This window comes from Thermoplasmata archaeon (assembly GCA_038874435.1).
GTDB lineage: Archaea > Thermoplasmatota > Thermoplasmata > Lutacidiplasmatales > SKW197 > SKW197.
The window spans coordinates 23,391-46,122 of the sequence record JAVZCK010000001.1 but is presented as its reverse complement, the minus strand read 5'-3'; the positions used below and the strand labels follow the sequence as shown (position 1 = coordinate 46,122).

Here is a 22,732-nt window from a genome sequence, read left to right as displayed (position 1 = left end):
AATAAGAGTTCCATCTTTACGCATGCAAACGCAAGGAAGATAAAATGTCCGTGCTTGTGATAGCGGAAAAATACAATGCTGCGATGCGAATTGCCACAATTCTCGCAGGTGGTAAGGCAGAACGTAAAATGTACGGGAGTTTACCTGTTTTTAATTTCAAGAAGGATGGAGAAGAATGGCATGTGGTCGGTCTCCGTGGTCACATAATTGAACTTGATTTTCCGGAGAAAATGAATAGCTGGGAGAAAACTGACCTACAAAAACTTGTTGTAGCGAAGCCACTGAAAGAGGTGAAAATAAAGAGCATCGCATCAGTAATCAAAAATCTTGCCTCAAAATCAGAGAAAATCATTGTAGCTACTGACTACGATAGAGAGGGTGAACTAATTGGCAAAGAAACGCTTGAAATTGCAGGTATCTCACCACAGGACCCAAGGGTGAGACGTGCCAAATTTAGCGCACTTACAAAGCAAGAAATTACAGAGGCGTTTCAAAATCTCCAGCAACTTGATGAAGCCCTTGCTGATGCTGCCGCTGCAAGACAAGAAATTGATTTGAAATGGGGTGCAGTGCTAACAAGGTTTATCTCTACATCTTCTGGCAGAGTAGGAAAAAATTTCCTGTCTGTTGGAAGAGTCCAGAGCCCGACGCTCGCCCTTGTAGTAGAAAACGATAATTTGATAAAAAATTTTGTCCCACAAACATTCTGGGAAATCTTCGCAGAGATTCAAAAAAAGCAAACTGTAACTGCAAAACACATGGCAGGTAGAATCTTTGAGGAGACAAAGGTTAAGGAGATTTTGACTAAGCTAGAGGGGGCAAAAACCGCTATAGTGAAAGAATACACAGAAAAGGAACAGAAGGAGTTTCCTCCATCTCCGTTCAACACAACTACATTTCTTGCAGAGGCCTCAAAAATCGGATATTCACCTGCGAAAGCGATGCAGATTGCAGAAAATCTTTACATGCGGGGCCTGATTAGTTACCCAAGAACCGATAATACTGTTTATCCACCTACCATTAACCTCCGCTCTGTCCTGCAGGAACTTAGAAATTCTCCGTTCAGAGAGATGGCTGAAGATATTCTCTCACAGGAACGCATTTTTCCAAGCAGAGGAAAAACCGAAAGCACTGACCATCCTCCCATATATCCGGTTGGTGCAGCCCAACGAGACAAGTTAAAGAAGGATGAATGGGATATTTATGAATTGGTGGTGAGACGATTTCTTGCGACTCTCGCACCTCCCGCAATTTACCAGACCAAAAAAGTGGTGTTTGATATAAAAGAGGAAATTTTTATGGCTGATGGTTTAACATTAGTTGATGAAGGATGGAGAAAGTACTACATTTACAGCAAGCGAACCGAGATTTCACTTCCTCTTTTCAAGCAGGGAGAATGCGTGCCAGTAAAAAATATCTACTCAAAGGAAGATAAAACCAAGCCGCCTGCAAGATACAGCCAGAGTGCGTTGCTTCAGGCGATGGAGAAACTTGGATTGGGAACAAAATCAACAAGGCATGAGATTATTCAGAAACTCTATGAGCGGAAATACATCACTGGGAACCCTGTAATCCCAACACCTTCTGGACATGCAGTGATTGATGCCCTCAAAACCTATGCAGAAATTGTGACGAAGCCAGAAATGACAAGCAAGCTGGAAGAGGAGATGTCAGAAATAGCAAACAAGAAGAGGAAGATGGAGAGTGTGATAAAGGACTCAGAGGAAATCTTACTGAAAATTGTAGCACTTCTGGAAAAGCACAGGAAAGGAATTGGTGATAAAATTAGAACCGCAATCAGGGAGCAGCATCATTTGGGTAAATGTGGAAAATGTGGCGGTGAACTCTCCATCATACATATAGATGGTAAAAAGCGATTTGTAGGGTGTTCAAATTATCCAAAGTGCGATGTGAGTTTTCCAATTCCCCAGACGGGCCACATTGAGAAAACGGAAGAGAAATGTGAACAATGCGAAATGCCAGTAATCAAAATTACCCATAAAGGACATGGCACAGAAAAAATCTGCATAAATCCTGAGTGTAGTGCCCATACTGAAAAACGGAAGATTGGAATCTGTCCGAAATGCGGAAGCGAAATGCAGGTGATGCATGGAAAAACGGGTAAACGATTTATCGGTTGCACAAATTATCCGAAATGCAAAACTGCTTTTCCATTACCACAGAGGGGTAAAATCGTTTATACTGGGAAACATTGTAGCAAATGCAATGCACCCCTTGTTAAAGTCGTGATGAACAAGAGTGCTTGGGAGCTCTGCGTGAACCCAGAATGCGAAGGTAAAAATAAAAATTGATAGAAGTTAGAGGGGTTCTGTCCAAAGTTAAGTGAGAAATCCAATTACAGAAACATTACTACCTCAACTTCCTCTCCTTTTTCCACAACATCCACATTTTCTGGAATTTCAATGTAGCCATGAGCATCAGCCATGCTCGTAATAGCCCCAGATTCCTTAAAAACTGGAATTGCAAGTTCGCCATCAAGCTTAACAGGCAAGAATTGCAACCTTCCGATTGTGGAAGCTACTCTCCTCCCCATCTTTGCCTTTACCCTTCTCAACTGTATCTCTCGCCTCGTAAGTTTTCCAAGTGCGGACAATAGCAATGCATAGGCATTTGTGAGGCAGGATGTAGGATACCCTGGCATTCCAAGCACAATCTTCCCATTAACCTTTGCACAGAGCGTTGGCTTTCCCGGCTTCACAGCAATTCCGTGGAAGAGCAATTCGGCATTAGACAGCACTTTCACAATGAGGTCTCTTTCACCTACGGAGCTTCCACCAGCAAACAGCACAAGGTCGGTTTTCAATGCTTCCACCAATGCCTTCTTCAAAGCATCCATTTCATCAGCTACAACAGGATAAATCACAGGCACAGCACCTGCAAACTGGATGAGGGAGGCAAGTGTATAGGTGTTCACATCATAAATTTTCCCAGGACGCAATTGCTCGCCAGGTTTCAAAATTTCATTACCAGTGGGAATTATTGCCACTCTTGGTTTCTCATAAACTCTTACCTTTTCCCTGCCGATAGCAGCCAAAGCCCCGATTTTCCCAGGGGTGAGAACTTCTCCTCTTTTAATCACAACAGTTCCTTTTTTTATGTCTTCTCCAGCCCTGGTAACATTCTCTCCTTTTCTTACAGGGCTATAGATTTTTACTGTCTCGCTCCCTTCCTCAACCTCTGTATGCTCCACCATCACAACGGCATCGCTTCCTTCTGGCATTGCAGCACCGGTTGCAATCTGGACGCAGGTGCCTCGCATCACATGGATTACTGGCATGTCGCCTGCATGCACCTCTCCAATTTTTCTCAATGTTATTGGCTCTATGGCTTTTGCACCAGCAGTCTCTTCTGCAATCACAGCATACCCATCCATTGCAGCACGGTTGAAAGGGGGTACATCCACTTGAGATACAATATCCTCTGCTAGCACCCGAAATCCTGCGTCTGCAATTCCTAATACCTCAACTCGCTCAACTTGTTTCAGATTTTCAAGCAGAAGCTTTTTTGCAGTGGCAAAGTCAATCACATTTTTCAGCAATTCCATGGCTTGCAGAGAGAAAGCAAACCCTTAAATTTTTCCCATTGTTAAGGAGTTGGGAACATGATTGATGTGCTCCGCTTGCTGATTGGAGTTTTCCTCCTATATTTTCTTCCCGGGTATACGATAGTCCAGTTTATGTTTCCAAGGAAGGGAGAATTTGACAGGGAATGGGACATTCTTTATCGCCTCGTTTTCTCTATTGGGGTGAGCATGGTCGTGGTTATCCTAATTGGTTGGTTTTTAGGTGCCTTGCCACCAGACCCCACGACAGGTAAGGGCTATTTTCAGGGTTCTGCAACTGGCTTTCCCTACATTGAACTTTCCATAATCACAGTTTCCGCTGTTTTTTTTGTTGCCGGCTGGTATAGAGGTGCCTATCCATGGCTCGGACGCATCCATCCGAAACTGGAAAGGAAGGCAAAAACACCAAAACAGGGACCTATCACAAAGGAGGACTTCCTGGATTTGCTTGCTGGTCTGGCTTCTGAAAAGGCAAAGGCAGAAAAACTGCTTCATATGTATGAGGAAAAGGAGAAAGTGAGCACAGGGGAGCGGAGAAAGTATTATAGAGATAAGATAAAGGAAACGAAAGCCAGAATAGAGGAACTCAATGCAAAGATAGAGGAAGTAGAGGAACGAAAAAATGCAGAAATCTATGAGTGAGAGGGAGTTCAGATACAAGCAAGTGATGGTTGTTAGAAAAGACCTGCGACTTTCAAAAGGCAAACTGGCAGTGCAAGTAGCCCATGCTGCAATTACTGCTGCTGAGCATTGCAAAAAACACAGGAAGGAGTGGTTTGAAAGCTGGTTTGCAGAAGGGCAGAAAAAGGTGGTAGTTGAGGTAGAAAATCTTGATGCATTGCTTTTTCATTACGAGATGGCAAAGAGGGAGGGATTGCCTGTTTCGTTGATAGAGGATGCTGGTCTCACAGAGATTCCACCTGGTACAATAACATGCATTGGCATTGGCCCAGCACCTGCAGAACTTGTTGATAAAATCACAGGTAAACTGAAATTGGTGTGAGAAACTACCACGGTACCTTTTTCTTTCCAAGTTTGTAACCAACGATGTTTATGCCACGGTGCAGCAAAGGGGTGACAATTAGAACCATTATCACTGCTGGCAAATTAAGGAAATGCGTTGCAAACCATTCCCAGAAGAAAAGCGCAAGCAGGAGCCAGGAAAAGAGAACAAAACCAAATTGGTCAAGAAGGAAGGCCTTATCCCCTCGTTCATAACCCAATCTTCGTTTTATGAAACTACCTATGGCATCGCCAGTCATTGAGCCAAAGCAGAGCGTAAGGCAGAGGAGCAACGCAGTTGTGGTGCTAGCAGAGTAGGGTGGGAGATAGGGATTTGGGTAGTAAGATGCTGCAAATTGCTCGATTAATCCAATTCCTGTGCCAAGGAGCGAAGCCCCTATGAAACCCCGCCAGGTTTTTCCATCTCCTAAGATTCTTCGCCCATCCCTGAAATTTTTTCCAAAATCCATTGGTGTGCCGCCCCCCACAAGTACAGCAAGGGAATTCACTGCATAACCTGGAAACATGAACCAGAATGCCTGTGCTGCAACTAGAAGGGCCGTGGTAAGATCCATATGAAACCTCAACATCGAACTTCCTCTTATTTTTTATTCCTGCATGAACTTCACAAACTCTTCCAATGTTCTGGGCTTCAGGGTATAATTGTGCAACCTTTCATGACCTATGGTTGAACTTGACATCTCTCCATAATCGTGTCCTGGATAGACCTGCACATCATCATCGAGTTTGAGAATTTTTCCAAAAAGAGAATAGTAAAGTTTTTCTGAGCTCCCTGTAGGCAAATCTGTTCTTCCACATTCACCAACAAAAAGGGTATCTCCTGTAAACAGCTTTCTATCTGCAAGTATGCAGATGGAGTCCTCAGTATGTCCTGGTGTGTGAAGAATTTTTATTTTAATTTTTCCCAATATCAGTTCATCCCCATCACTAACTCCGATGTGATGAAAAACCTTGCTATCTCTGTATGCCACAATTTTCGCTCCTAAGGTTTCTGCAAGTTTTTCGCATCCAGAACTATGGTCAAAATGTCCGTGGGTGAGAAAAATATATCTAACTCTAATTCCTGCCAGTTCCCTCTTTATTTCACTCATCTCACAGGAATCAACAATAAAGCCCTCTCCGGTCTCTGGCTCCCAGCAAACATAAACAAAATTCTCAAGTGTGCCAACTTTCAACTGCTTAACTTCCATCCTTTCCCTCAATTTTCTTAAGTTCTTTCTCTACTTCTTTTATAAGTGCATTGGCACCGATCTTCCTGTAGAATTCCAGTGCACTGTTAAAATACTTCTTCGCCTCATCAATTTTGCCCATTCCTGCATACACTCTGCCAATGTCCGATTCAACTTCCTTGATGTAGCTGGGGTTTCCAAGTGATTTATAGATTTCCAAAGTTTCGAGCATGAATCTCTCTGCCTCTGCATAGTTTTTAGCTAGGAGGTAAACCTCCCCCATACCCCACTTTGCATCCGCAATTAAGTCCTTACTCCCCGTGCTTTCGGCAAGATTTAAACTCTCCCTTGCATACTCAAAAGCCTTATCAAAATCACCCATATTCGCATATGTGATTGCAATTCTGTTTAAAACTCCAGTCATGTTAATTTTCTCTCCAATTCTCCTTGAAATTGCTAAGGATTTCTCATAAAACTCAAGTGCCTTTGGATAGTTCTCGAGAAATCTGTGAATCCAGGCAATATTTCTATATGCGAGCATCAGCATGGTGATATCACCAGTTCTCTCAGAAATTTCAATGTTTTTCAGATACAGTTCCATTGCTTTGTCTGTTTCGCCTCTTGGCACATGAATTACAGCAAGGTTATTGTTGATTGTAGCAATGCCTGAAAGGTCATCTAGCTCCTCGTAAATTTTCCTTGCCATCTCATAGTATTGAAGGGTTTTTTCCATTTCTCCTCTGTCATGTGCAATTATTGCTAGATTATTGTATGTGCTCGCCAGCCCTTTCTTGAGGTTGAGGCGTTTCCTGATTTCAAGTGATTTAAAAAGATATTCCTCAGCTTTATTTAGTTCCCCGAGGTCAAGTGAAAGCGTGCCCATTCCATGATAGGCATCGGCCAGAGTTCTTTCATCCCCAATTTTATTGCAGAGTTCTATGCATTTTTCAAAACAGGTCCTTGCCTTCTCAAAATTGCCTATGTGAAGGTAAACCACCGCGAGAGCTCTAAGAGCGGTAGCCGCGCCTTGCATACTGTTTGCATTCTCCATCAGTCGCCTAGCGTTTTCTAGGATGCTCAGAGCTTTCTCTGTCTCTCCCATCTCCTGGTATGGGTTGCTCATCTTGATGAAAATCTCAGCCTTTTCATAGTCTGTTGTTGCATTATTCAAAGCCTCCTCATAATGCGAAAGTGTTTTTCTGAGGTCGCCAAAGATGCTGTAGCAATCACCCAGCATCATGTGAACATTCTTTAGGGTCCTCTTCTTGGTATTCTCATCTTTGAGGTTCTGCACAAGCTTAAGAACTTGCTCACAATAGCTAACGCACTCCTTGCCGGCAAAATTTTTCAGAGAATGCTCTGCAATGCTTGTCAAATATTTTATCGCTTTCTCATTTTCGCCAGCAATCATGTAATGTCGTCCTATATCCGCATGAAATTTCACATCATTTCCATGCTTTTTCTCGATGATTTCCCCCACTTTCTTATGAAGGGTTCTCTTCCGCAAGCTAGAAAGCTCAGAATATACTACTTCATATACTGGGTTATGCATGAACCTAAATGCCTCTGAGTCACCAGGCATCTGTTCGAAAAATCTGAGATTTACTAAGCGTTCCAAAATATCTAGAAGAGTCTCTTCATCTATTCCCACAGTTTCCTTCAATATTTCATAATCAAACACTCTTCCGATCACTGCTGCAGACCAGAGAACCTTCATTTCATTCTCCTTAATCTCCTTTAATCGCATTGCAATAACAGATTTTACAGATGAAGGCATCTGCACTTTGTCTAGGGAGGTTGTGAGCTTCCTGGTCTTCACATCAAAAATTCCCTGTTCCTGGATTGCTTTGCTAACTTCTTCCACGAAAAGCGGATTTCCACCTGTCTTCTCATGCACAAATTCAACGAGTTCTTCCGGAATTTTCCAAGTTCCAAGGATGGCGCTCAAAATTTTTGAAATATCCTCTCGTTTCAGAGGGTGAAGGTAAAGAGTATTTACATTCTTTTCAAGGGCGAGATTTGAAAGAAATTCGTCAAATTGGGGACTGCCCATAGTTCGCACATAATCATCAGGGTATGCACCAATCAGAATCAGGTTGAGATTCCTTACATTTCTCGCTAGATAGAGGAAAACACTTAAAGTGCCCGTATCTGCCCACTGGATATCATCAATAATTAACATCACTGGCTGTTTCTCTGAAATTTGGGAGAATCTACGCATTATCGCCTCCATCATTCTTATTTTCTCACGGGTAAAGCCAATGAGCTCTACTTTTTCTTCTCGATCAGTTCCGACCAATCCTGTTGGCACATATTTTGAGGTTTCATCAGGTATAGTGGAGTACTTCTCAAATGCTTCAATGACTGGGAGAAAAGGGACTGCCTTTTCATCTATGCATCTCCCAAGCATCACTGCATAACCAAGTTTTTCCGCGATTCTAGAGGCCTCCTGAATTAACCTTGTTTTGCCCACTCCCATCTGACCGGTTATTATGTACACATTACCTGCTTTAGTTTCTTTAGTTTTAGTTAATGCATTCTTGAGTATATCCAGCTCCTTTTCCCTACCAACAAAAGGTATCTCCATGCGCTGTGTAACGACTTCTCATAGATTAATTTAACTCATAGGACTTTCTTGCACCATTGAGAAAACCCTTATCTACTACTCCCAATTTAGCTTCGGTGGTAAAATGATAACCGAGGAAAAAATAAAGGAAGCGGTTGTTGGGTTGTTGCAGAGGGCTTCGACTACACTGCCATCCGATGTTCTTGCTGCGCTGAGGGATGCTTATGAGAAAGAAGAGTCCCCGCCTGCAAAAATGCAGCTCAAGGCAATTTTGGACAATGTAGACATTGCTGGTAAGATGACGAAACCCATATGTCAGGACACAGGAGTACCCCTGTTCTATGTGAAGATTGGGAAGGTAGAACACGGAGACATTGGGAAGGCAATAAATGAGGGTGTGTCGGATGCTACAAAGATTGTGCCACTTAGACCCAATGCAGTACATCCATTGAGTAGAAAAAATCCTGGCAACAATGTGGGCAGAAATATGCCCTATGTAAATTACAAAGTTATATCTGAGCCATACATGGAAATAATTGCGTTTCCGAAAGGGGCTGGCTCTGAAAACATGAGTGCTTTGGGCATGCTTGTACCTTCACAGGGTGTTAAGGGAGTTAAAGAATTCGTGCTGAACACTGTAGTAAAGGCGGGAAGCAATCCTTGTCCTCCAACAGTAATTGGTGTGGGTATTGGCGGTTCTGCGGACATCTCAATGAAGCTTGCAAAGGAAGCTCTGCTGAGACCCATCACGCAGAGACATGAAGAACCAGAGATTGCAAAACTTGAGGAGGATTTGAAGGAGGCTTTGAACATGCTGGGCATAGGACCAATGGGACTAGGAGGCAAGGCCACAGTGTTAGGTGTGAATGTAGAGTATGCCTACTGCCATACTGCTAGCTTACCTGTTGCAGTCAATGTTCAGTGCTGGGCTGCAAGAAGGGCAGGATGCAGAATATATTCTGATGGAAAGATTGAGTATTTGTGAGGAGGTGGATTGAATGGAATATCATCTTAAAACACCATTGAGCATGGAAGATGTAAAAAAGCTGAAGCTTGGAGACATTGTCTATCTATCTGGCAGAATTTATACTGCAAGAGATGAAGCGCACATGCACATTCTCTCTGACATTAATAAAGGAAAGCAGATTCCCATAGAGTTGAAGGGAATGGCGATTTACCACTGCGGGCCAATTGTGAAGAAAATAAGTGAGGGCAAATGGGAACTGGTAGCTGCTGGCCCAACAACAAGTTCAAGAATGAATTCTCTTGAACCAGAGTTCATTGAGAAAACAGGTGTGAGAGCCATCATAGGTAAAGGTGGAATGAACAAAGGAGTAAGCGACGCAATGGCAAAGCATGGTTGCGTTTACCTTGCATTCACTGGTGGAGCAGCAATCTTAGCTGCAAAAGGATTGAACAAAGTTGAAGGTGTCTACCTAGAAGAACTCGGAATGCCTGAGGCTGTCTGGATTATGAATGCAGATGACTTTGGTCCGCTTGTGGTCGGAATTACCGCGAATGGAGAGAATATGTTTCTGAAACTTGCTGATGAAGTAAAGAAAAATGAGGAAATGGCAAGAAAGAAACTTGGATTATAGATGAAAGAGATTTCAGAACTATGCCTACCTGATAAGGTAAAGCAGCTATTTATCGCTCAGGGAATCCGTACTCTCTATCCTCCCCAAGAGCTAGCGATAGAACCCGCACTTGCAGGTAAGAATGTAGTCGTAGCAGTGCCTACCGCTTCTGGTAAATCCCTGATTGCTTATTTGACTATCGCAAAGGGATTTGTAGAGGGAAAGAAATCAATATACATTGTGCCCCTTCGCGCCCTTGCCAATGAAAAATACGACGACCTGAAAATTCTTGAAAAGATTGGTGCAAAAGTCGGGATTTCTACAGGTGACTACGATGCTGCAGACGAGAAACTGGAAGAGATGGATATTGTGGTGATGACTGCAGAAAAGGCAGACGCGTTACTGCGACACCATAACTCGTTGTTGGAAGATGCAAGCATTGTAGTAGCTGATGAGGTGCATCTTCTTGCTGACTGTGACAGAGGCCCAACTATGGAAATCCTGCTTACAAACTTTCTTTTAAGAAAAAATGTGCAGATTGTAGCGCTCTCAGCCACTGTAAACAACTCTGCAGAACTTGCAGCATGGCTAGATGCAGAACACATTTCAATGAATTGGAGACCTGTAGTTCTGAAAGAAGGCGTCTTCTACAGAAATATGCTTTTCTACAAGGACGGAACCCATAGGGAATTGATTTCAGAGGGAGATGCAATAGTTGCGCTCACAACTGAATGCATACGCAATGGAGGTCAGATGCTGATATTCACAAATACTCGGAAAAGTAGTGAAACCACTGCAAAGCAGCTCTGCAAAGTTGTTAGAAAAGAATTAGATGACGATACCCTTAACGAGCTTAAAAAAATTGCTGAGGAAATTAAGGATGCGGACCACGAAACCACGAGCACGCATGAAAGTTTAGCAGGGTGTGTATTGAATGGTTGTGCCTATCACAACGCTGCTCTTACGAACAACATTAGAAGAATTGTAGAACAGAACTTCAGAAAGGGACTCATAAAGTGCATTGTAGCCACACCTACACTGGCGGCGGGAATAAACCTACCTGCAAGAAGGGTGATTGTGAAAGAGGTCTGGAGATACTCTTCCTTTGGTAGAGCTGCGCTGCCAGTGATGGAAGTAAAACAGATGTGTGGTAGAGCTGGAAGGCCAAAGTATGACAAAGAGGGTGAGGCAATTTTACTTGCAAAAAACCCAGAGCATATGGAGGAACTTTTCAATAAATACATCAATGGAGAGATTGAAGATGTGGAGTCAAACCTTTCCTCAACTAGTGCAATGCGAAAACATGTTCTGGCTCTAATTGCGACAGGAAGAGTAAGAAACCTTCAACAACTTGAGGATTTCATCAGCCACACATTTCTTGCTCATCAGGGAAATCTCAGTGGACTTGATGCTGTTCTACAGGATGTCATTAATTTCTTATCCGCGGAGGAATTTATTCGTATATTCGGAGATGAGTTCCAGCCAACGCTATTCGGCATTAGAACGAGCGAACTTTACATAGATCCCGTAACTGCTGTGCTCTTTAGAAACTCAATGCTCAAAAAGAAACCACTTTCAAATGTAGCCGTTTTCCATACAATTTCACTTTCGCCAGATATGGAGACGCTCATCGTAAAAAGAAAGGACAGTTTGTGGCTTGAAAATTTTTTCCAGGAATGGCATGACTTGCTCTTCCTAACACCAGATGATGGCATTGAGGAGATTTATCACTACAGTGCAGTGAAGACCGCTGCATTTCTGCATGATTGGGTCCATGAAATGCCTGAAGATGCTATAATTAAAAAGTATGACATTGGACCTGGCGATGTCCACAACAAAATTGAACTTGCAGAATGGCTGCTCCATGCCTACAGAGAACTTTCTAAACTTTTTATTCAGGCATGGTTTAGACCCTTAGATGAGTTGTTAGTGCAAGTTAAATATGGAATAAGGCCAGAACTTCTGCCGCTTGTTGAGTTACCTGAGATTGGTAGAGTGAGAGCGAGAAATCTTTACAGGGCGGGAGTAAAAAGCAAGGAAGATTTGAGAAATGCAAGTGTTGAGTTTTTGGCTAGCATTGATGGGATTGGAAAGAAGTTGTCTGTGCGATTAAAAGAGTATGTAAAAGAGACAAAAGTAGAGGAAAGAAAGAAAGGGCAGAGAACACTGGATTCGTTCTAAATTGAGCATGCCTCAAGAAAGATTTATATATTTTCTAGCATTGAGCAAAATGGTGAAAATATGGATTGCACTAGAGCCTTATCGGCTTTTTTGTTTGCAACGCTGTTAATCAGTGTTGTGGGTGCTGTGGTATCTAGTGAAGGAACAGCAGAGTTCAAAAATCCGATGCAAAACATACAGCGACTGGATGATTATGTGAAGGGAACTACCCATGCACCGATCCACATAAATGGCGATGCCGACTTTGTAGCCCAGGCAACAAGTGAGGGTTGGTCAGGAGATGGAAGTCAAAACAATCCTTACATCATTGCCGCCTATGACATCGACGGAGCTGGGGGTTCGTTCTGCATATGGATAGAGAATACGAACCTGTATTTCGTCGTTAAGGACTGCAATGTGTACAATGCCACCAGTTCCTCACCGATTGGTGCTGGAATTACCCTTAACAATGTTACAAATGGAAAGCTGGAAAATAACCTCTGCAACAACTCGAAAATTGGCGTCTACATTTACGGAAATAGTGTGAACAATTTCGTGGTCAATAATACTATTACTGGAAACTCTAAGCACGGGATTTACATTGAATACGGGCTCTCAATAGTTATAGACAACAACACCGTTTCACAGAACTCTGCGTCTCCATGGCGTGGGAAGTACGACTTTTTCGGCATTGGCTTATACTACACGAATGCAAGCACAATCACTAACAACACAGTGTTCAATAACTCCTTCAACGGCATAGGGCTGCTTTACTCCAATTCAAACACAATTGCCAAAAATAACATCTCCAACAACGGAATTAGCAACGGATATGATATTGCAATGGAATACTCAGATACGAACACAATTGCGAATAACTCAGTAAATGGTAGTTTTGCTCTCTCTTACTCTGCCCATAATCTGATTGAAAACAACAACTTTACATCCTCCATATCGGTTGGAGGTGACGATAACATCATACGAAATAACTCAGCATCAGGTGGAAGTATATCGGGCAACAGAAACATCGTAGAGGGGAATACCATTGTCTACTCTAAATCTACTACATCCTCTTCTGGAGCGTACGCATCTGGAATTGGAATCTACGGCACGGAAAATATTGTAACAGGAAACCATATCAATGTTAGTGCAAACACAACCTCTAGCGGTATCGCAAGTGCTTATGCTATTTATGTTGGTGGATTAAACAACACCATATCTCTAAACGACATTCTAGTTCTAGCTGAAACAAAGAGTAGTGCATCCTCCTATGGTTACGGGATAATTGTTGAGGCAAACAACAACACAATCTCCCAGAACCAAATTGCAGTGACATCAAAAAGTACAGGTGCGGCAGGAGGTAAGCCGTATGGGTATGGTGTCTTCATTCAAGGAAACAACACAACAATCTCTCAGAACCAGATATTTGCAGATGTATATGCTACAAACACTATGTTGGTCTATTCATACTGGGTGTATCTAAACAACACATTCAATGCTAAGGTTCTTTACAATACAATAAATGGCACGATTGCAATCCTTTATCTTAACAGCATCAAAGGGATATACATGAGCAATTCCAGTAGTAGCCATATCGTAGGAAACACTGTTTTCCGCGACATTTACATAGAAAATTCACAACTCATAGAGATAACTTCAAACCAGTTATCTGGAGACCACAAATACGCAATCAATCTGTATTATACAAACTACAGCAACATTGTCGGAAATATTCTATCGAATATCTCCGGTGACTCCATGAGAATTGAAAACACTAACAACAACACAATTCATGGGAATACAATCTTCAACTCCGGTAAAATAGATGTGCTATCGTCTGTGGACACCATCATATCTAACAATAACATCCATAACACCACACCGAATGGGGCCATGATATCATTATCTCAATCGAGCCGCACAATTATCCGAGAAAACACTATCAGAGATATTGCTGTCTCTGGTGGAACACCAATCTCATTGTACGCCTCTTGCTATAACACAATTGATGGAAACGAAATTGACAACATTTCTGGGAACGGTGGAAACGGTATTTTCTTGACGATGGGCTCGCATTGGAACACAATAAAGAATAACAACATCTCAAACTGCAACAATGACGGAATTGCCATCTATTACTCGGAGAATAACACTATCACATACAACAATCTTTGCAACAACTCAGCGTATGGCATATTGATCTATGAGGCCACAAACAACACAGTTCAGTACAACAATTTCTATGGAAATAACGGTGCGGGCAAGGGTGTAACTGGGCCTTGTCAGGCGTCAGACAACAAGGGAGGAAACAACTGGAATGGAAACTACTGGAGCAACTGGGATGGAACAGGGGCTTATCCAATTGATGGTGGTGCGGGTGCAAGTGACAATTCCCCGCTTGTTAACCCAGTAACAAGTGAACTAACGCCACTGACAATCCTTGTAATAGGACTTCTGTGTATACTACCAGTGTTGAGAAAGAAAAAATTCTAAATTCTTTTTTTTTTAATTTTTTAGTTTTTTACTCTCTCATCATTTTGTAAGACACAATCGCTCTCTTTGCTGCAAGAACCTCATCAACCCGTTTCACTGCAGTGTTGTGCGGTGCGGTCTTCACAAGCTCCGGTGGTTCATTCAGAATCGTAGCAAGTGCGTCGCAGAAGCGGTCAATTTCGTCCTTGCTCTCTGTTTCAGTTGGCTCAATCATAATTGCTTCCTCTACTAAATGCGGAAAGTAAATAGTTGGAGCATGGAACCCATAGTCCAGAAGCCGTTTTGCCACATCTGTGGTTTTAAGCCCTTTTTTCTTCAGCTCTGCACCGCTTAGCACAAATTCATGCTTTCTGAGTTTTGCATAGGGCATGGGCAAGAGCTTTGAGAGTTTTGCAGCCATGTAATTGGAATTAAGTACAGCTCTTTCAGTTACTTTTGTAAGCCCGTTGCCTCCCAGCATCTTAATGTAAACATATGCTTTCACCATCACTCCAAAATTTCCATAGAACTCACTCACTTTTCCGATGCTCTTTGGATAATCATAGGAAAACCTGTATTTGTTGCCCTCTTTCAACACCCTCGGCACCGGAAGATACGGCTCCAAAAATGCCTTTACAGCTACGCCACCAGCACCGGGACCTCCACCACCGTGTGGTGTGCCAAATGTTTTGTGCAAATTGAAATGCACAATGTCAAAATTCATTTTGCCTGGCGAGGTTTTGCCCATGATTGCATTCAGATTTGCACCATCGTAGTATAGCAAAGCCCCCACATCATGCACACATTTTGCAATCTCTAAGATGTTGTTTTCAAAGATGCCGAGTGTGTTGGGATTTGTTATCATGAAGGCGGCTGTATTTTTGTTGAGAGCACTTTTGAGCGCCTCAATGTCCACACAGCCATCCTTCGAGGGAATTTCAATTACATTGAAACCAGCCATCGCAGCACTAGCTGGATTTGTGCCATGAGCCGTATCTGGCACAATCACATTCTTCCTTTCCTCACCCTTATCTCTGAAGTATTCACGCACAATGCACATGCCTGTAAATTCACCATGGGCTCCTGCAACTGGCTGGAGAGAGACAGCATCCATATCTGAAATTTTACAGAGCATTTCCTGGAGTTCATACATAATCTGGAGTGCTCCCTGCACCGTATCCTCTGGCTGGAGAGGGTGAAGCATTGTTACAGCCTCGTGCTTCGCAAACCTCTCGCAGATTTTTTTGTTGTATTTCATTGTGCAAGAGCCGAGTGGATAAAAGCCAGTGTCAACACCATAATTCATCTCTGAAAGCCGCACAAAGTGTCGCATTACCTCGCCCTCTGTGACATCTGGAATTTTTGGTTCCTCAGCTCGGAGAAGTTCCTCTGGAAATGCAAAATCAATTTTTGACTTCTGCCTTTCTGAGGTGTCCTTATACTCAAAGATTAGCTTTTCATCAAACCTTGCCTGGCGATACATTTCATGCACCCCCGTGAGTTTGCGAATATTTTTTGCAAAGTCCTGCAAATTTTTCAATCTCCTCATCTGTGTTCATCTCTGTCACAGCACAGAGAATTCCATTTTCAATGCCAAGCCCTTTTTCTAATGGAATTCCTGCCAGGACGCCATGCTCCTTTGCAAACGCAAGAAAGTCCGTGTCCATCAGATAAACAAATTCATTGAAGATTGTCCCCTTCTCAAATTTCAGCTTGACACCTGTTTCCCTCAACTTTGCCTGGAGTTTTCTTGCATTTTTCATTGATGCTATTGCCACTTCCTTCAATCCAGTTCTTCCCATCAAGGATACATAGGCAAGGGAGGCAATGGCACTTAGCGTTTCATTGGAACATATGTTGGATGTGGCTTTTGCCCTTCTTATGTGCTGTTCCCTTGGCTGGAGGGTGAGACAGAAAGCCATCCTGCCCTCGCTATCATGGGTGTAGCCCACAATCCTACCAGGCATTTTCCAGAGATGGGCTTTTTTTGCTGCAAAGATGCCTGCAAGTGGGCCTCCGAATGTGGGCCCAGCACCAAGCAGGGAATTGCCAATAACGATATCGGCTCCGTATTCTGACGGAGGTTTCACCACTGCCAATGAAAGAAGGTTTACACCCACAACTAATGGGACATTGCAAATTTCCCGCACCGCCTTCAGCTCTGTCTCAAAACAGCCGAAGTAATTCGGATTCTCAATGTACACACCACAGGTTGCTGTGCTCACCTTTTCTTTCAGTTTTTCTAAATCTATCGTCCCTGTGTCTTCCCTAAATGGCACCTCGACAATTTTCAAGCCCATTCCTCTCGTGTAGTTGGAAAGGACTGATTTTTTCGAACTGGAAATTGCAGAAGGAATAATGAACTCGCTCCCATCTTTTATTCGTCTCGCCATTAGGGCAGCTTCCCCAAGTGCGGTTGCAGCATCGTACATTGATGCATTGGCACAATCCATACCAGTGAGTTCGCAAACCATGCTCTGATACTCAAAAATTGATTGCAAAACACCCTGGCTGATTTCCGCCTGATAGGGAGTATAGGCAGTGTAAAACTCCTGTCTTCCGATAATTTCATTCACCGCTTCAGGCACATAATGGTTGTAGATTCCGCCACCCAAAAAACTTGCAAAATCAGTTAACTTCCTGTTTTTCTGGAGAATTGCTCTGATTTCACGCTCAAGCGAAATTTCATCAATACCATCGGGCAACTGCAGTTGTGTCCTCACTTCTTTTGGAATGTCTGAAAATAAATCCTCTAAAGAACCAACCCCAACCTCTGCCAGCATTTTATGAATTTCATCCATATTTATCACGATTTCCCCCTATGCTATGAACGGTATAAGGTTTTTGGCGGTTTCAATTCCAAAACAAACCTTGAAAAAATTGGTGCAAAATAATAGAGAAAAAAAAGAAGTTTAGTTTCCAGCTGTCACCGTCAGGGTGAATGCACCTGTGCCTCTGTAGGAGTAAACCAGAATGTAGTATGTGCCTCCTGCATTCGTAATTTTTATGGTTTCTGTGCTTGTGCTGGACACACTTCTGTAGTCGTATTTTGTCGTTGAGGGCAAAGAACCTGCTTTCACATAGAGGTCAAAATCAGCATTGGATGGACCATTGAGCTTAATTGTCAGATTCCCCGGCTGGAAGAAGTAGATTGAGGTCTGGAAATACACTTTTTGGTTCACTGCATCAATTCTGCTACCAACTGTATTGCCTGCTGGCACAGTAAACACAGTCTGGTTCTCAATCTTAGCCACACCATCACCTGGAATAACACTCAACGTGAATTCACCGCTACCAGCGTAAGCATAAACCATCATGTACATGTTACCACCAGAGCAATAAACAATTTCACTGCTACCTGCACCAGTAGAGCGGTAAGTGTAATCTGCCTTGGTGGGAATACCGTCAATTTTCACATAGAGGTCAAAGTCAGCATTCGCAGGACCATTTAGAGTTATTTTCACAAAACCTGGTACAACAAAAATTACCGTGCTTTTGAAGTATTTTGTCTCGTTCTGGGCAAGGGTATCTGTTATGCTCCCACCTGCCTGGATTTCCGTAACATTTGATTCATGTGAGCCCGCAATTTCAACAATTGCTGTGAGTGTGAACTGGCCAGAGCCAGAATATGCATGGACCATTATGTAGTACTTACCAGGAACCAGCTGCGGGTTTGTGTTGGCGTTCAGCACAACCTTTTCCTGGGCTGTGTTTGTGTAACCCCTTGCATCATAGCTTGAGGTTGTGGGCTTGGTCTCTCTTTTCACATAGAGGTCAAAATCAGCATTGTTTGGTCCTGAGAGAAGCACTGTCAAGGCAGTGCCGCTTCTTGGCACATCAACAGAGAAATACTGCTTACTGCCCGCAGATGCAGAGCCAGTGTATGGAGTTCCCGCAGTTAGTGTAATTACATCTTCACCTGAACTGCTTCCTTCAACAGTTGCAGAAATTGTGTAACTGCCCAAACCCTTATAGTCATAGACCATCACATAATAGATTCCAGAAGGATTGCTCACTGATAGTGTTTCGTCAGCAGAGCTTGTGTAAGCCCTGGCATCATAGCTTGAGGTTGTGGGCTTTGCTCCCTTCTTTATGTAAAGGTCAAAATCCACACCAGAAGTATTAGGTCCATCAAGTCCGATTTTTAACTTACTGCCAGAATTTACTTCCACCCTGTAATAGTCCTTCTTTCCCGCTCCTGATAAACTCCCAGAAAGAGAACTACCTGGAACTAAGTCCCTTTCCACATCGTCAGCAGCACTATTCTGGAACATCACAGCACTTACTGCTATGCTCACACATGCAATTCCGAGGAGCACAGCAAGAATTTTTTTTGCTCTTTCACTTATTCTCTGCATTCAGCCACCTCCAAGGTGTTTCTTGAAATTCCGAGATTATGGAAGTATATAAAATTAACTATTGTCTGTAGTTACTAGATACTCTTTCCCACTGGCTCATTCATCCATAATAGAGATACCATGCCCCTACAACGCCATCAATTATGAACTGCACTGCAACCCCTGCAAGAATAAGACCCATAATTCTTGAGAATGCAAGGATGCCAATTCTCCCAGCCCTTGCAAAAATTTTATCTGCAATTGCAAGAAACAGGTATGCAAGAATGCAAACAATTGCTATAGACCCAATTATTATTCCATAGCCAACTGGTGCGAAGTCAGTGCGCTGAGCGTAGGTGACATAAATCATCACGGTGGTGATTGCACCTGGACCTGCAAGCAACGGCACACCCAAGGGCACGATGCCTATTTCCTCCCTTGCAAGTGCTTCCTCCTTGTCCTTCTCAGTGATTTTTGTTTTTGATTTTTCACCTTGCAGCATCTCAAAGGCGATTGTGAAGAGCAGCAGACCCCCAGCAATCTTGAAAGCGTGGATTGTAAATCCAAAAACTCTGAAAATGTATTCTCCAAGAAGTGCAAAGATGACTAAAACTGCAAAGGCAACAATCACAGAACGCAAAATAATAATGTGTTTCTCTTGCTTGTTGTAACCCTCAGTCAACGACACGAAGAATGGAATTACCGCAAGAGGGTCAACTATGGCGAAGATGCTTGCGAATGTAGCAAGTGCAAAACCGATGATCTCTGCGATGCTCATTGGACGGCTTAAGTAAGGCGGTTATATTTAAATATGTTGTTAGCTATTGCATTTTATTATGGGCGTATGGCTTAGTCAGGATATAGCACTGGCCTCCTAAGCCAGCGGTCGAGGGTTCAAATCCCTCTACGCCCGTGTAAAACCTTACTACTCTATTGTACGAAACAACCAGCTCATGCTGTTCTCTGCTTTCCATACTTTTATATCAGTAAAACTTGCAAAAATGATCAGTAATCCATCTATTGGTTTTTGATTTTTTTCCTCCTCACCGCAAATACTCTGCTGTGAGACCCATTCTTGGAATAGAGTTTCATAATAAGTTTATACTTCTTTTAAAAATATAACAAAAAAATATAGCAGGCCGAAATGTTTATATATGACGCAGATGATACACATAATGCATACAAAATGCATACAAAATGCAACGGGGTGTAAAAAATGATGATGGCTCTACTCATCTGGAGAAAATACGAAAAAGGAGGTGAAACATGGCAGAAGAAGTACCGCTAGAGGGGTGCAACTGCATAAACTGCCGACTGGCTAGAATGGAACTCAAACTTACAGAGATCGAAAAAGAAATCACAAAGATTCTAGACAGTGAGCAGTCGAAAGATGTTGCGCCTGGCAATCGCTCAAAGTAAAGTTATTTTCTTACTAGATCAAAAATTTTTTCCGCAATCTTTTCTTTTGTGCCTGCAATTCTCGTAGCACTGCCATTTTTATCAATCAGAAATACTTCTCCCGTTTCAGTTCCTACATTCGATAGGGTGTTCGCACAAATGAAGTCAATGTCGTTAGCTTTGAGTGCAGCAAATGCACGATTTATTAGTTGTTTTTCAGCAGCAACTGGCTCTGCCTTGAAACCCACTATCAAAGCTCTACTGCGCTTCCTTAAATGATTTAATACTTTGGGAAGGGGTTTCAACACAATTCTGTGTTCCCTGTTCGAAGGCAACTTCCCTTCTTTCGTGTCTACAGTAAAGTCAGAGAGGGCTGCAGGCACAAAAATATAATCATAATCCAACTTTTTCAGTTTTGCCAGCAAGTCCTCTACAGTTGTAAATCTGGTTATCCTGATGTACGGAGGCAAGTTAACTTCGATTCTACCTGCTAGAAAATCTATCTCTGCACCCCTCAGAAATGCCTCCCTTGCGATAGCCAAACTCATTTTTCCAGTGGAGAGGTTAGTGAGAACCCGCATTTCGTCAATTGGTTCATAAGATGCCCCACCAATGACAAGCACTTTTTTCCCTACGTAATCCCTCTTTCCAATCAACCTTATCACATTTGCCACAATTTCCTCAATCTCTGGGAACTTGGCCTTATGCTCAGAAATTCTCGGTTCGACAAAGTTTACCCCAAGTTTTTTGAGTTTTCCAATGTTTTCCTTAAGCACTGGATGTGAATACATTGTTTCATGCATCGCAGGAACCACAAGCAAAGGAATGCCTGTACCGATCGCAGTTGTTGCAAATGTAGTTACTGATGTGTCGTCAATCCCACAAGCAATTTTAGAAATTGTGTTTCCAGTGGCTGGCGCAATCAGAAGAAGGTCTGCTTTTTCGGGCCTTGCACCACAGTACATAACGTGCTCTACATTACCTGTAATTTCTGTTACTGGAGGAATGCCCGTAGCAAAATGCAAACTCTCAACTCCAATAATCCCCGTTGCAGCTTTGCTCATCACTGGGATTACAGTCGCACCATGTCTTATTAGCTCCCTTGCAAGTTTTACAGTTTCCACGGCCGCAATGCTACCAGTAACTCCTAACACAATCTTTTTTCCCGCAAGTTTATCAGACTTTACACCTTCTATGTCCTTTGCCGGGTGCATTTCTTCACTTCGGTGCAAACTTACTGGCTATTTTCTTATACACTTCCGATGCTTTCAGCACATCCTCTAGCTTCACATATTCATTTACATGATGGGAAACTTCCTCATCGCCGCAACCAAATAGAACAACATTTCTGTTTACTTCATAGTACTTAACAAGTTCTGAAGTGTATTTCAGACCCACGAGCTCCGTCTTAGCAATTTCAAGAGCACTTGTAATTACTTCTGACTTTGGGTCAATTTCTATTGCTGGCAACTCGAACATCTTGTTTAGCACGAACTGTTTCTTTGCAGTGTGCATGTGTTTGCTGAGGGCTTCATAAATGCTCTTAACCGTATGGGGTGGCGGGAACCGAACATCAATCATTGCAGTGCATTTGTCTGCAACCACATTAACTTTCTCCCCTCCAGATATTGTGCCTATGTTGATTGTCACACCACCTAGCTGAGGGTGCTGAATAGTGTCTTTGAATGTTTCGAGCGTTCTCAGCACCTTCATCATCTTCAAAATTGCATTTTCCCCAAGATGAGGCATTGCACCATGAGCTGCCTTTCCTATCGTCTCTATCTGGAGAAACATTAAACCTTTCTCAGCGTAACCCACATTTAGATTTGTGGGCTCACCTATCACAATTACAGGTGCATTCCTGATTGCTCTTGCCCTACACAAGGAGGATGCTCCTCGCATGGTGGTCTCCTCATCTGTAGTAAGCGCGATTGCAAAAGGAATCTCTCGTTTCACCAATTCACTAACTGCATTAAGCATAGCAGTAACCGACCCCTTCATATCTGCTGCACCGCGTCCATACATTTTGCCATCTACGGTCTGAGCTTGAGTATAGGTCCAGAATTCACCGATTGGGCAAGTATCTAAATGCCCTGCGAAAACCACACCACCCTCCCCATATTCTACGAGGATTGCAGGAGAGCTGTCATCACCATACTCAGTAACCTTCAAATTCAGCGGGGAGAGGTAATCAACAACATATCTTATTATATCTGCTTTCTCTTCCTCTAGATAGGACTTGAAGCGTATTAAATCTGCCAGTGTATCTGTAATCTGTTTTCGCATGCTTACCCGTTATAACAACTGATTAATTAAAACTTTTGAAAGCGGTGCACCTCCTAGAGGAGATCGTAAAGACATATCATTGTAAATCTTTGAGCACTGAGAGTACAAAATCTTCCGCAAGGGTAAGGGTCTTCGCAATCTCACAAAAGATTTAAATACTC

The 22,732-nt window shown here is 42.8% G+C and carries 18 protein-coding genes and 1 tRNA gene; 9 read left to right on the top strand and 10 right to left on the bottom strand.

Annotation, left to right across the window (positions count from 1 at the left end; translation table 11 throughout):
• Nucleotides 1–44 precede the first annotated feature (44 nt).
• A complete protein-coding gene (locus tag QXD64_00225; protein ID MEM3395744.1) occupies nucleotides 45–2,312 on the top strand; it encodes a DNA topoisomerase I in 2,268 nt (755 codons plus the stop codon).
• Between the two features lie 44 nt (nucleotides 2,313–2,356).
• Here the strand turns inward: QXD64_00225 and QXD64_00220 are convergent, their stop codons facing one another.
• Nucleotides 2,357–3,565, bottom strand: coding sequence for a molybdopterin-binding protein (locus QXD64_00220; protein MEM3395743.1), 1,209 nt, complete (start codon nucleotides 3,563–3,565; stop codon nucleotides 2,357–2,359).
• A gap of 57 nt (nucleotides 3,566–3,622) precedes the next feature.
• Between QXD64_00220 and QXD64_00215 the strand changes: the two genes are divergently transcribed.
• Nucleotides 3,623–4,225: a DUF1616 domain-containing protein gene (locus tag QXD64_00215; GenBank protein MEM3395742.1), complete on the top strand. Its 603-nt coding sequence runs from the start codon at nucleotides 3,623–3,625 to the stop codon at nucleotides 4,223–4,225.
• The gene (gene pth2 / locus QXD64_00210; GenBank protein ID MEM3395741.1) at nucleotides 4,218–4,586 is read left to right on the top strand and encodes a peptidyl-tRNA hydrolase Pth2; all 369 of its coding nucleotides are present in this window, start codon (nucleotides 4,218–4,220) and stop codon (nucleotides 4,584–4,586) included. The genes QXD64_00215 and pth2 overlap by 8 nt, the downstream gene beginning before the upstream one ends.
• Nucleotides 4,587–4,590: 4 nt before the next feature.
• On the opposite strand, the gene QXD64_00205 is transcribed toward pth2, so the two are convergent.
• From QXD64_00205 to QXD64_00195, 3 genes are read right to left on the bottom strand one after another with little or no spacing between them, the layout of a single operon-like run.
• Nucleotides 4,591–5,160, bottom strand: coding sequence for a CDP-2,3-bis-(O-geranylgeranyl)-sn-glycerol synthase (locus QXD64_00205; protein MEM3395740.1), 570 nt, complete (start codon nucleotides 5,158–5,160; stop codon nucleotides 4,591–4,593).
• Nucleotides 5,161–5,193: 33 nt separating this feature from the next.
• Nucleotides 5,194–5,796, bottom strand: a complete 603-nt coding sequence (locus QXD64_00200) for an MBL fold metallo-hydrolase (protein MEM3395739.1) — start codon at nucleotides 5,794–5,796, stop codon at nucleotides 5,194–5,196.
• Nucleotides 5,786–8,362 carry a tetratricopeptide repeat protein gene (locus QXD64_00195; GenBank protein MEM3395738.1) on the bottom strand — a complete coding sequence of 859 codons (2,577 nt, stop codon included), beginning with the start codon at nucleotides 8,360–8,362 and terminating at the stop codon, nucleotides 5,786–5,788. Before QXD64_00195 ends, QXD64_00200 begins: the two co-directional genes overlap by 11 nt.
• A 103-nt stretch (nucleotides 8,363–8,465) precedes the next feature.
• Between QXD64_00195 and QXD64_00190 the strand changes: the two genes are divergently transcribed.
• From QXD64_00190 to QXD64_00175, 4 genes are read left to right on the top strand one after another with little or no spacing between them, the layout of a single operon-like run.
• A complete protein-coding gene (locus QXD64_00190; protein ID MEM3395737.1) occupies nucleotides 8,466–9,326 on the top strand; it encodes a fumarate hydratase in 861 nt (286 codons plus the stop codon).
• 13 nt (nucleotides 9,327–9,339) lie between these two features.
• Complete coding sequence (locus QXD64_00185) at nucleotides 9,340–9,939, top strand: FumA C-terminus/TtdB family hydratase beta subunit (protein ID MEM3395736.1); 600 nt, start codon at nucleotides 9,340–9,342, stop codon at nucleotides 9,937–9,939.
• Complete coding sequence (locus QXD64_00180) at nucleotides 9,940–12,099, top strand: DEAD/DEAH box helicase (protein MEM3395735.1); 2,160 nt, start codon at nucleotides 9,940–9,942, stop codon at nucleotides 12,097–12,099.
• A 60-nt stretch (nucleotides 12,100–12,159) separates the two neighbouring features.
• Nucleotides 12,160–14,571 carry a right-handed parallel beta-helix repeat-containing protein gene (locus QXD64_00175; protein MEM3395734.1) on the top strand — a complete coding sequence of 804 codons (2,412 nt, stop codon included), beginning with the start codon at nucleotides 12,160–12,162 and terminating at the stop codon, nucleotides 14,569–14,571.
• Nucleotides 14,572–14,599: 28 nt separating this feature from the next.
• Here the strand turns inward: QXD64_00175 and gcvPB are convergent, their stop codons facing one another.
• The 4 genes from gcvPB to QXD64_00155 form a co-directional block, all read right to left on the bottom strand.
• A complete protein-coding gene (gene gcvPB / locus QXD64_00170) occupies nucleotides 14,600–16,033 on the bottom strand; it encodes an aminomethyl-transferring glycine dehydrogenase subunit GcvPB (GenBank protein ID MEM3395733.1) in 1,434 nt (477 codons plus the stop codon).
• Nucleotide 16,034: 1 nt separating this feature from the next.
• On the bottom strand, nucleotides 16,035–17,351 hold the full coding sequence (gcvPA, locus tag QXD64_00165; GenBank protein MEM3395732.1) for an aminomethyl-transferring glycine dehydrogenase subunit GcvPA: 1,317 nt from the start codon (nucleotides 17,349–17,351) through the stop codon (nucleotides 16,035–16,037).
• Between the two features lie 111 nt (nucleotides 17,352–17,462).
• The gene (locus QXD64_00160) at nucleotides 17,463–18,908 is read right to left on the bottom strand and encodes a pre-peptidase C-terminal domain-containing protein (protein MEM3395731.1); all 1,446 of its coding nucleotides are present in this window, start codon (nucleotides 18,906–18,908) and stop codon (nucleotides 17,463–17,465) included.
• Between the two features lie 100 nt (nucleotides 18,909–19,008).
• Complete coding sequence (locus QXD64_00155) at nucleotides 19,009–19,665, bottom strand: MarC family protein (protein MEM3395730.1); 657 nt, start codon at nucleotides 19,663–19,665, stop codon at nucleotides 19,009–19,011.
• A 60-nt stretch (nucleotides 19,666–19,725) separates the two neighbouring features.
• Between QXD64_00155 and QXD64_00150 the strand changes: the two genes are divergently transcribed.
• Nucleotides 19,726–19,800 (top strand) — tRNA-Arg (locus QXD64_00150).
• A gap of 353 nt (nucleotides 19,801–20,153) precedes the next feature.
• Nucleotides 20,154–20,306 (top strand): hypothetical protein, encoded by a 153-nt coding sequence (locus QXD64_00145; protein MEM3395729.1) that lies wholly within the window; start codon nucleotides 20,154–20,156, stop codon nucleotides 20,304–20,306.
• A gap of 2 nt (nucleotides 20,307–20,308) precedes the next feature.
• On the opposite strand, the gene coaBC is transcribed toward QXD64_00145, so the two are convergent.
• Nucleotides 20,309–21,499, bottom strand: coding sequence for a bifunctional phosphopantothenoylcysteine decarboxylase/phosphopantothenate--cysteine ligase CoaBC (gene coaBC, locus QXD64_00140; protein MEM3395728.1), 1,191 nt, complete (start codon nucleotides 21,497–21,499; stop codon nucleotides 20,309–20,311).
• Nucleotides 21,500–21,503: 4 nt separating this feature from the next.
• Nucleotides 21,504–22,571: a M20 family metallopeptidase gene (locus QXD64_00135; protein MEM3395727.1), complete on the bottom strand. Its 1,068-nt coding sequence runs from the start codon at nucleotides 22,569–22,571 to the stop codon at nucleotides 21,504–21,506.
• Between the last annotated feature and the right edge of the window lie 161 nt (nucleotides 22,572–22,732).

Excerpts from the sequence above, each read along its gene's own strand:
- coaBC (MEM3395728.1), bottom strand. The coding sequence starts at position 21,499 with ATGCACCCGGCAAAGGACATAGAAGGTGTAAAGTCTGATAAACTTGCG.
- QXD64_00185 (MEM3395736.1), top strand. The coding sequence starts at position 9,340 with ATGGAATATCATCTTAAAACACCATTGAGCATGGAAGATGTAAAAAAG.
- QXD64_00190 (MEM3395737.1), top strand. The coding sequence starts at position 8,466 with ATGATAACCGAGGAAAAAATAAAGGAAGCGGTTGTTGGGTTGTTGCAG.
- QXD64_00215 (MEM3395742.1), top strand. The coding sequence starts at position 3,623 with ATGATTGATGTGCTCCGCTTGCTGATTGGAGTTTTCCTCCTATATTTT.
- QXD64_00220 (MEM3395743.1), bottom strand. The coding sequence starts at position 3,565 with ATGGAATTGCTGAAAAATGTGATTGACTTTGCCACTGCAAAAAAGCTT.
- QXD64_00155 (MEM3395730.1), bottom strand. The coding sequence starts at position 19,665 with ATGAGCATCGCAGAGATCATCGGTTTTGCACTTGCTACATTCGCAAGC.
- QXD64_00195 (MEM3395738.1), bottom strand. The coding sequence starts at position 8,362 with ATGGAGATACCTTTTGTTGGTAGGGAAAAGGAGCTGGATATACTCAAG.
- pth2 (MEM3395741.1), top strand. The coding sequence starts at position 4,218 with ATGAGTGAGAGGGAGTTCAGATACAAGCAAGTGATGGTTGTTAGAAAA.
- QXD64_00205 (MEM3395740.1), bottom strand. The coding sequence starts at position 5,160 with ATGGATCTTACCACGGCCCTTCTAGTTGCAGCACAGGCATTCTGGTTC.
- QXD64_00160 (MEM3395731.1), bottom strand. The coding sequence starts at position 18,908 with ATGCAGAGAATAAGTGAAAGAGCAAAAAAAATTCTTGCTGTGCTCCTC.
- QXD64_00175 (MEM3395734.1), top strand. The coding sequence starts at position 12,160 with ATGGATTGCACTAGAGCCTTATCGGCTTTTTTGTTTGCAACGCTGTTA.
- QXD64_00135 (MEM3395727.1), bottom strand. The coding sequence starts at position 22,571 with ATGCGAAAACAGATTACAGATACACTGGCAGATTTAATACGCTTCAAG.
- QXD64_00200 (MEM3395739.1), bottom strand. The coding sequence starts at position 5,796 with ATGGAAGTTAAGCAGTTGAAAGTTGGCACACTTGAGAATTTTGTTTAT.
- QXD64_00180 (MEM3395735.1), top strand. The coding sequence starts at position 9,940 with ATGAAAGAGATTTCAGAACTATGCCTACCTGATAAGGTAAAGCAGCTA.
- QXD64_00145 (MEM3395729.1), top strand. The coding sequence starts at position 20,154 with ATGGCAGAAGAAGTACCGCTAGAGGGGTGCAACTGCATAAACTGCCGA.
- QXD64_00225 (MEM3395744.1), top strand. The coding sequence starts at position 45 with ATGTCCGTGCTTGTGATAGCGGAAAAATACAATGCTGCGATGCGAATT.
- gcvPB (MEM3395733.1), bottom strand. The coding sequence starts at position 16,033 with ATGTATCGCCAGGCAAGGTTTGATGAAAAGCTAATCTTTGAGTATAAG.
- gcvPA (MEM3395732.1), bottom strand. The coding sequence starts at position 17,351 with ATGGATGAAATTCATAAAATGCTGGCAGAGGTTGGGGTTGGTTCTTTA.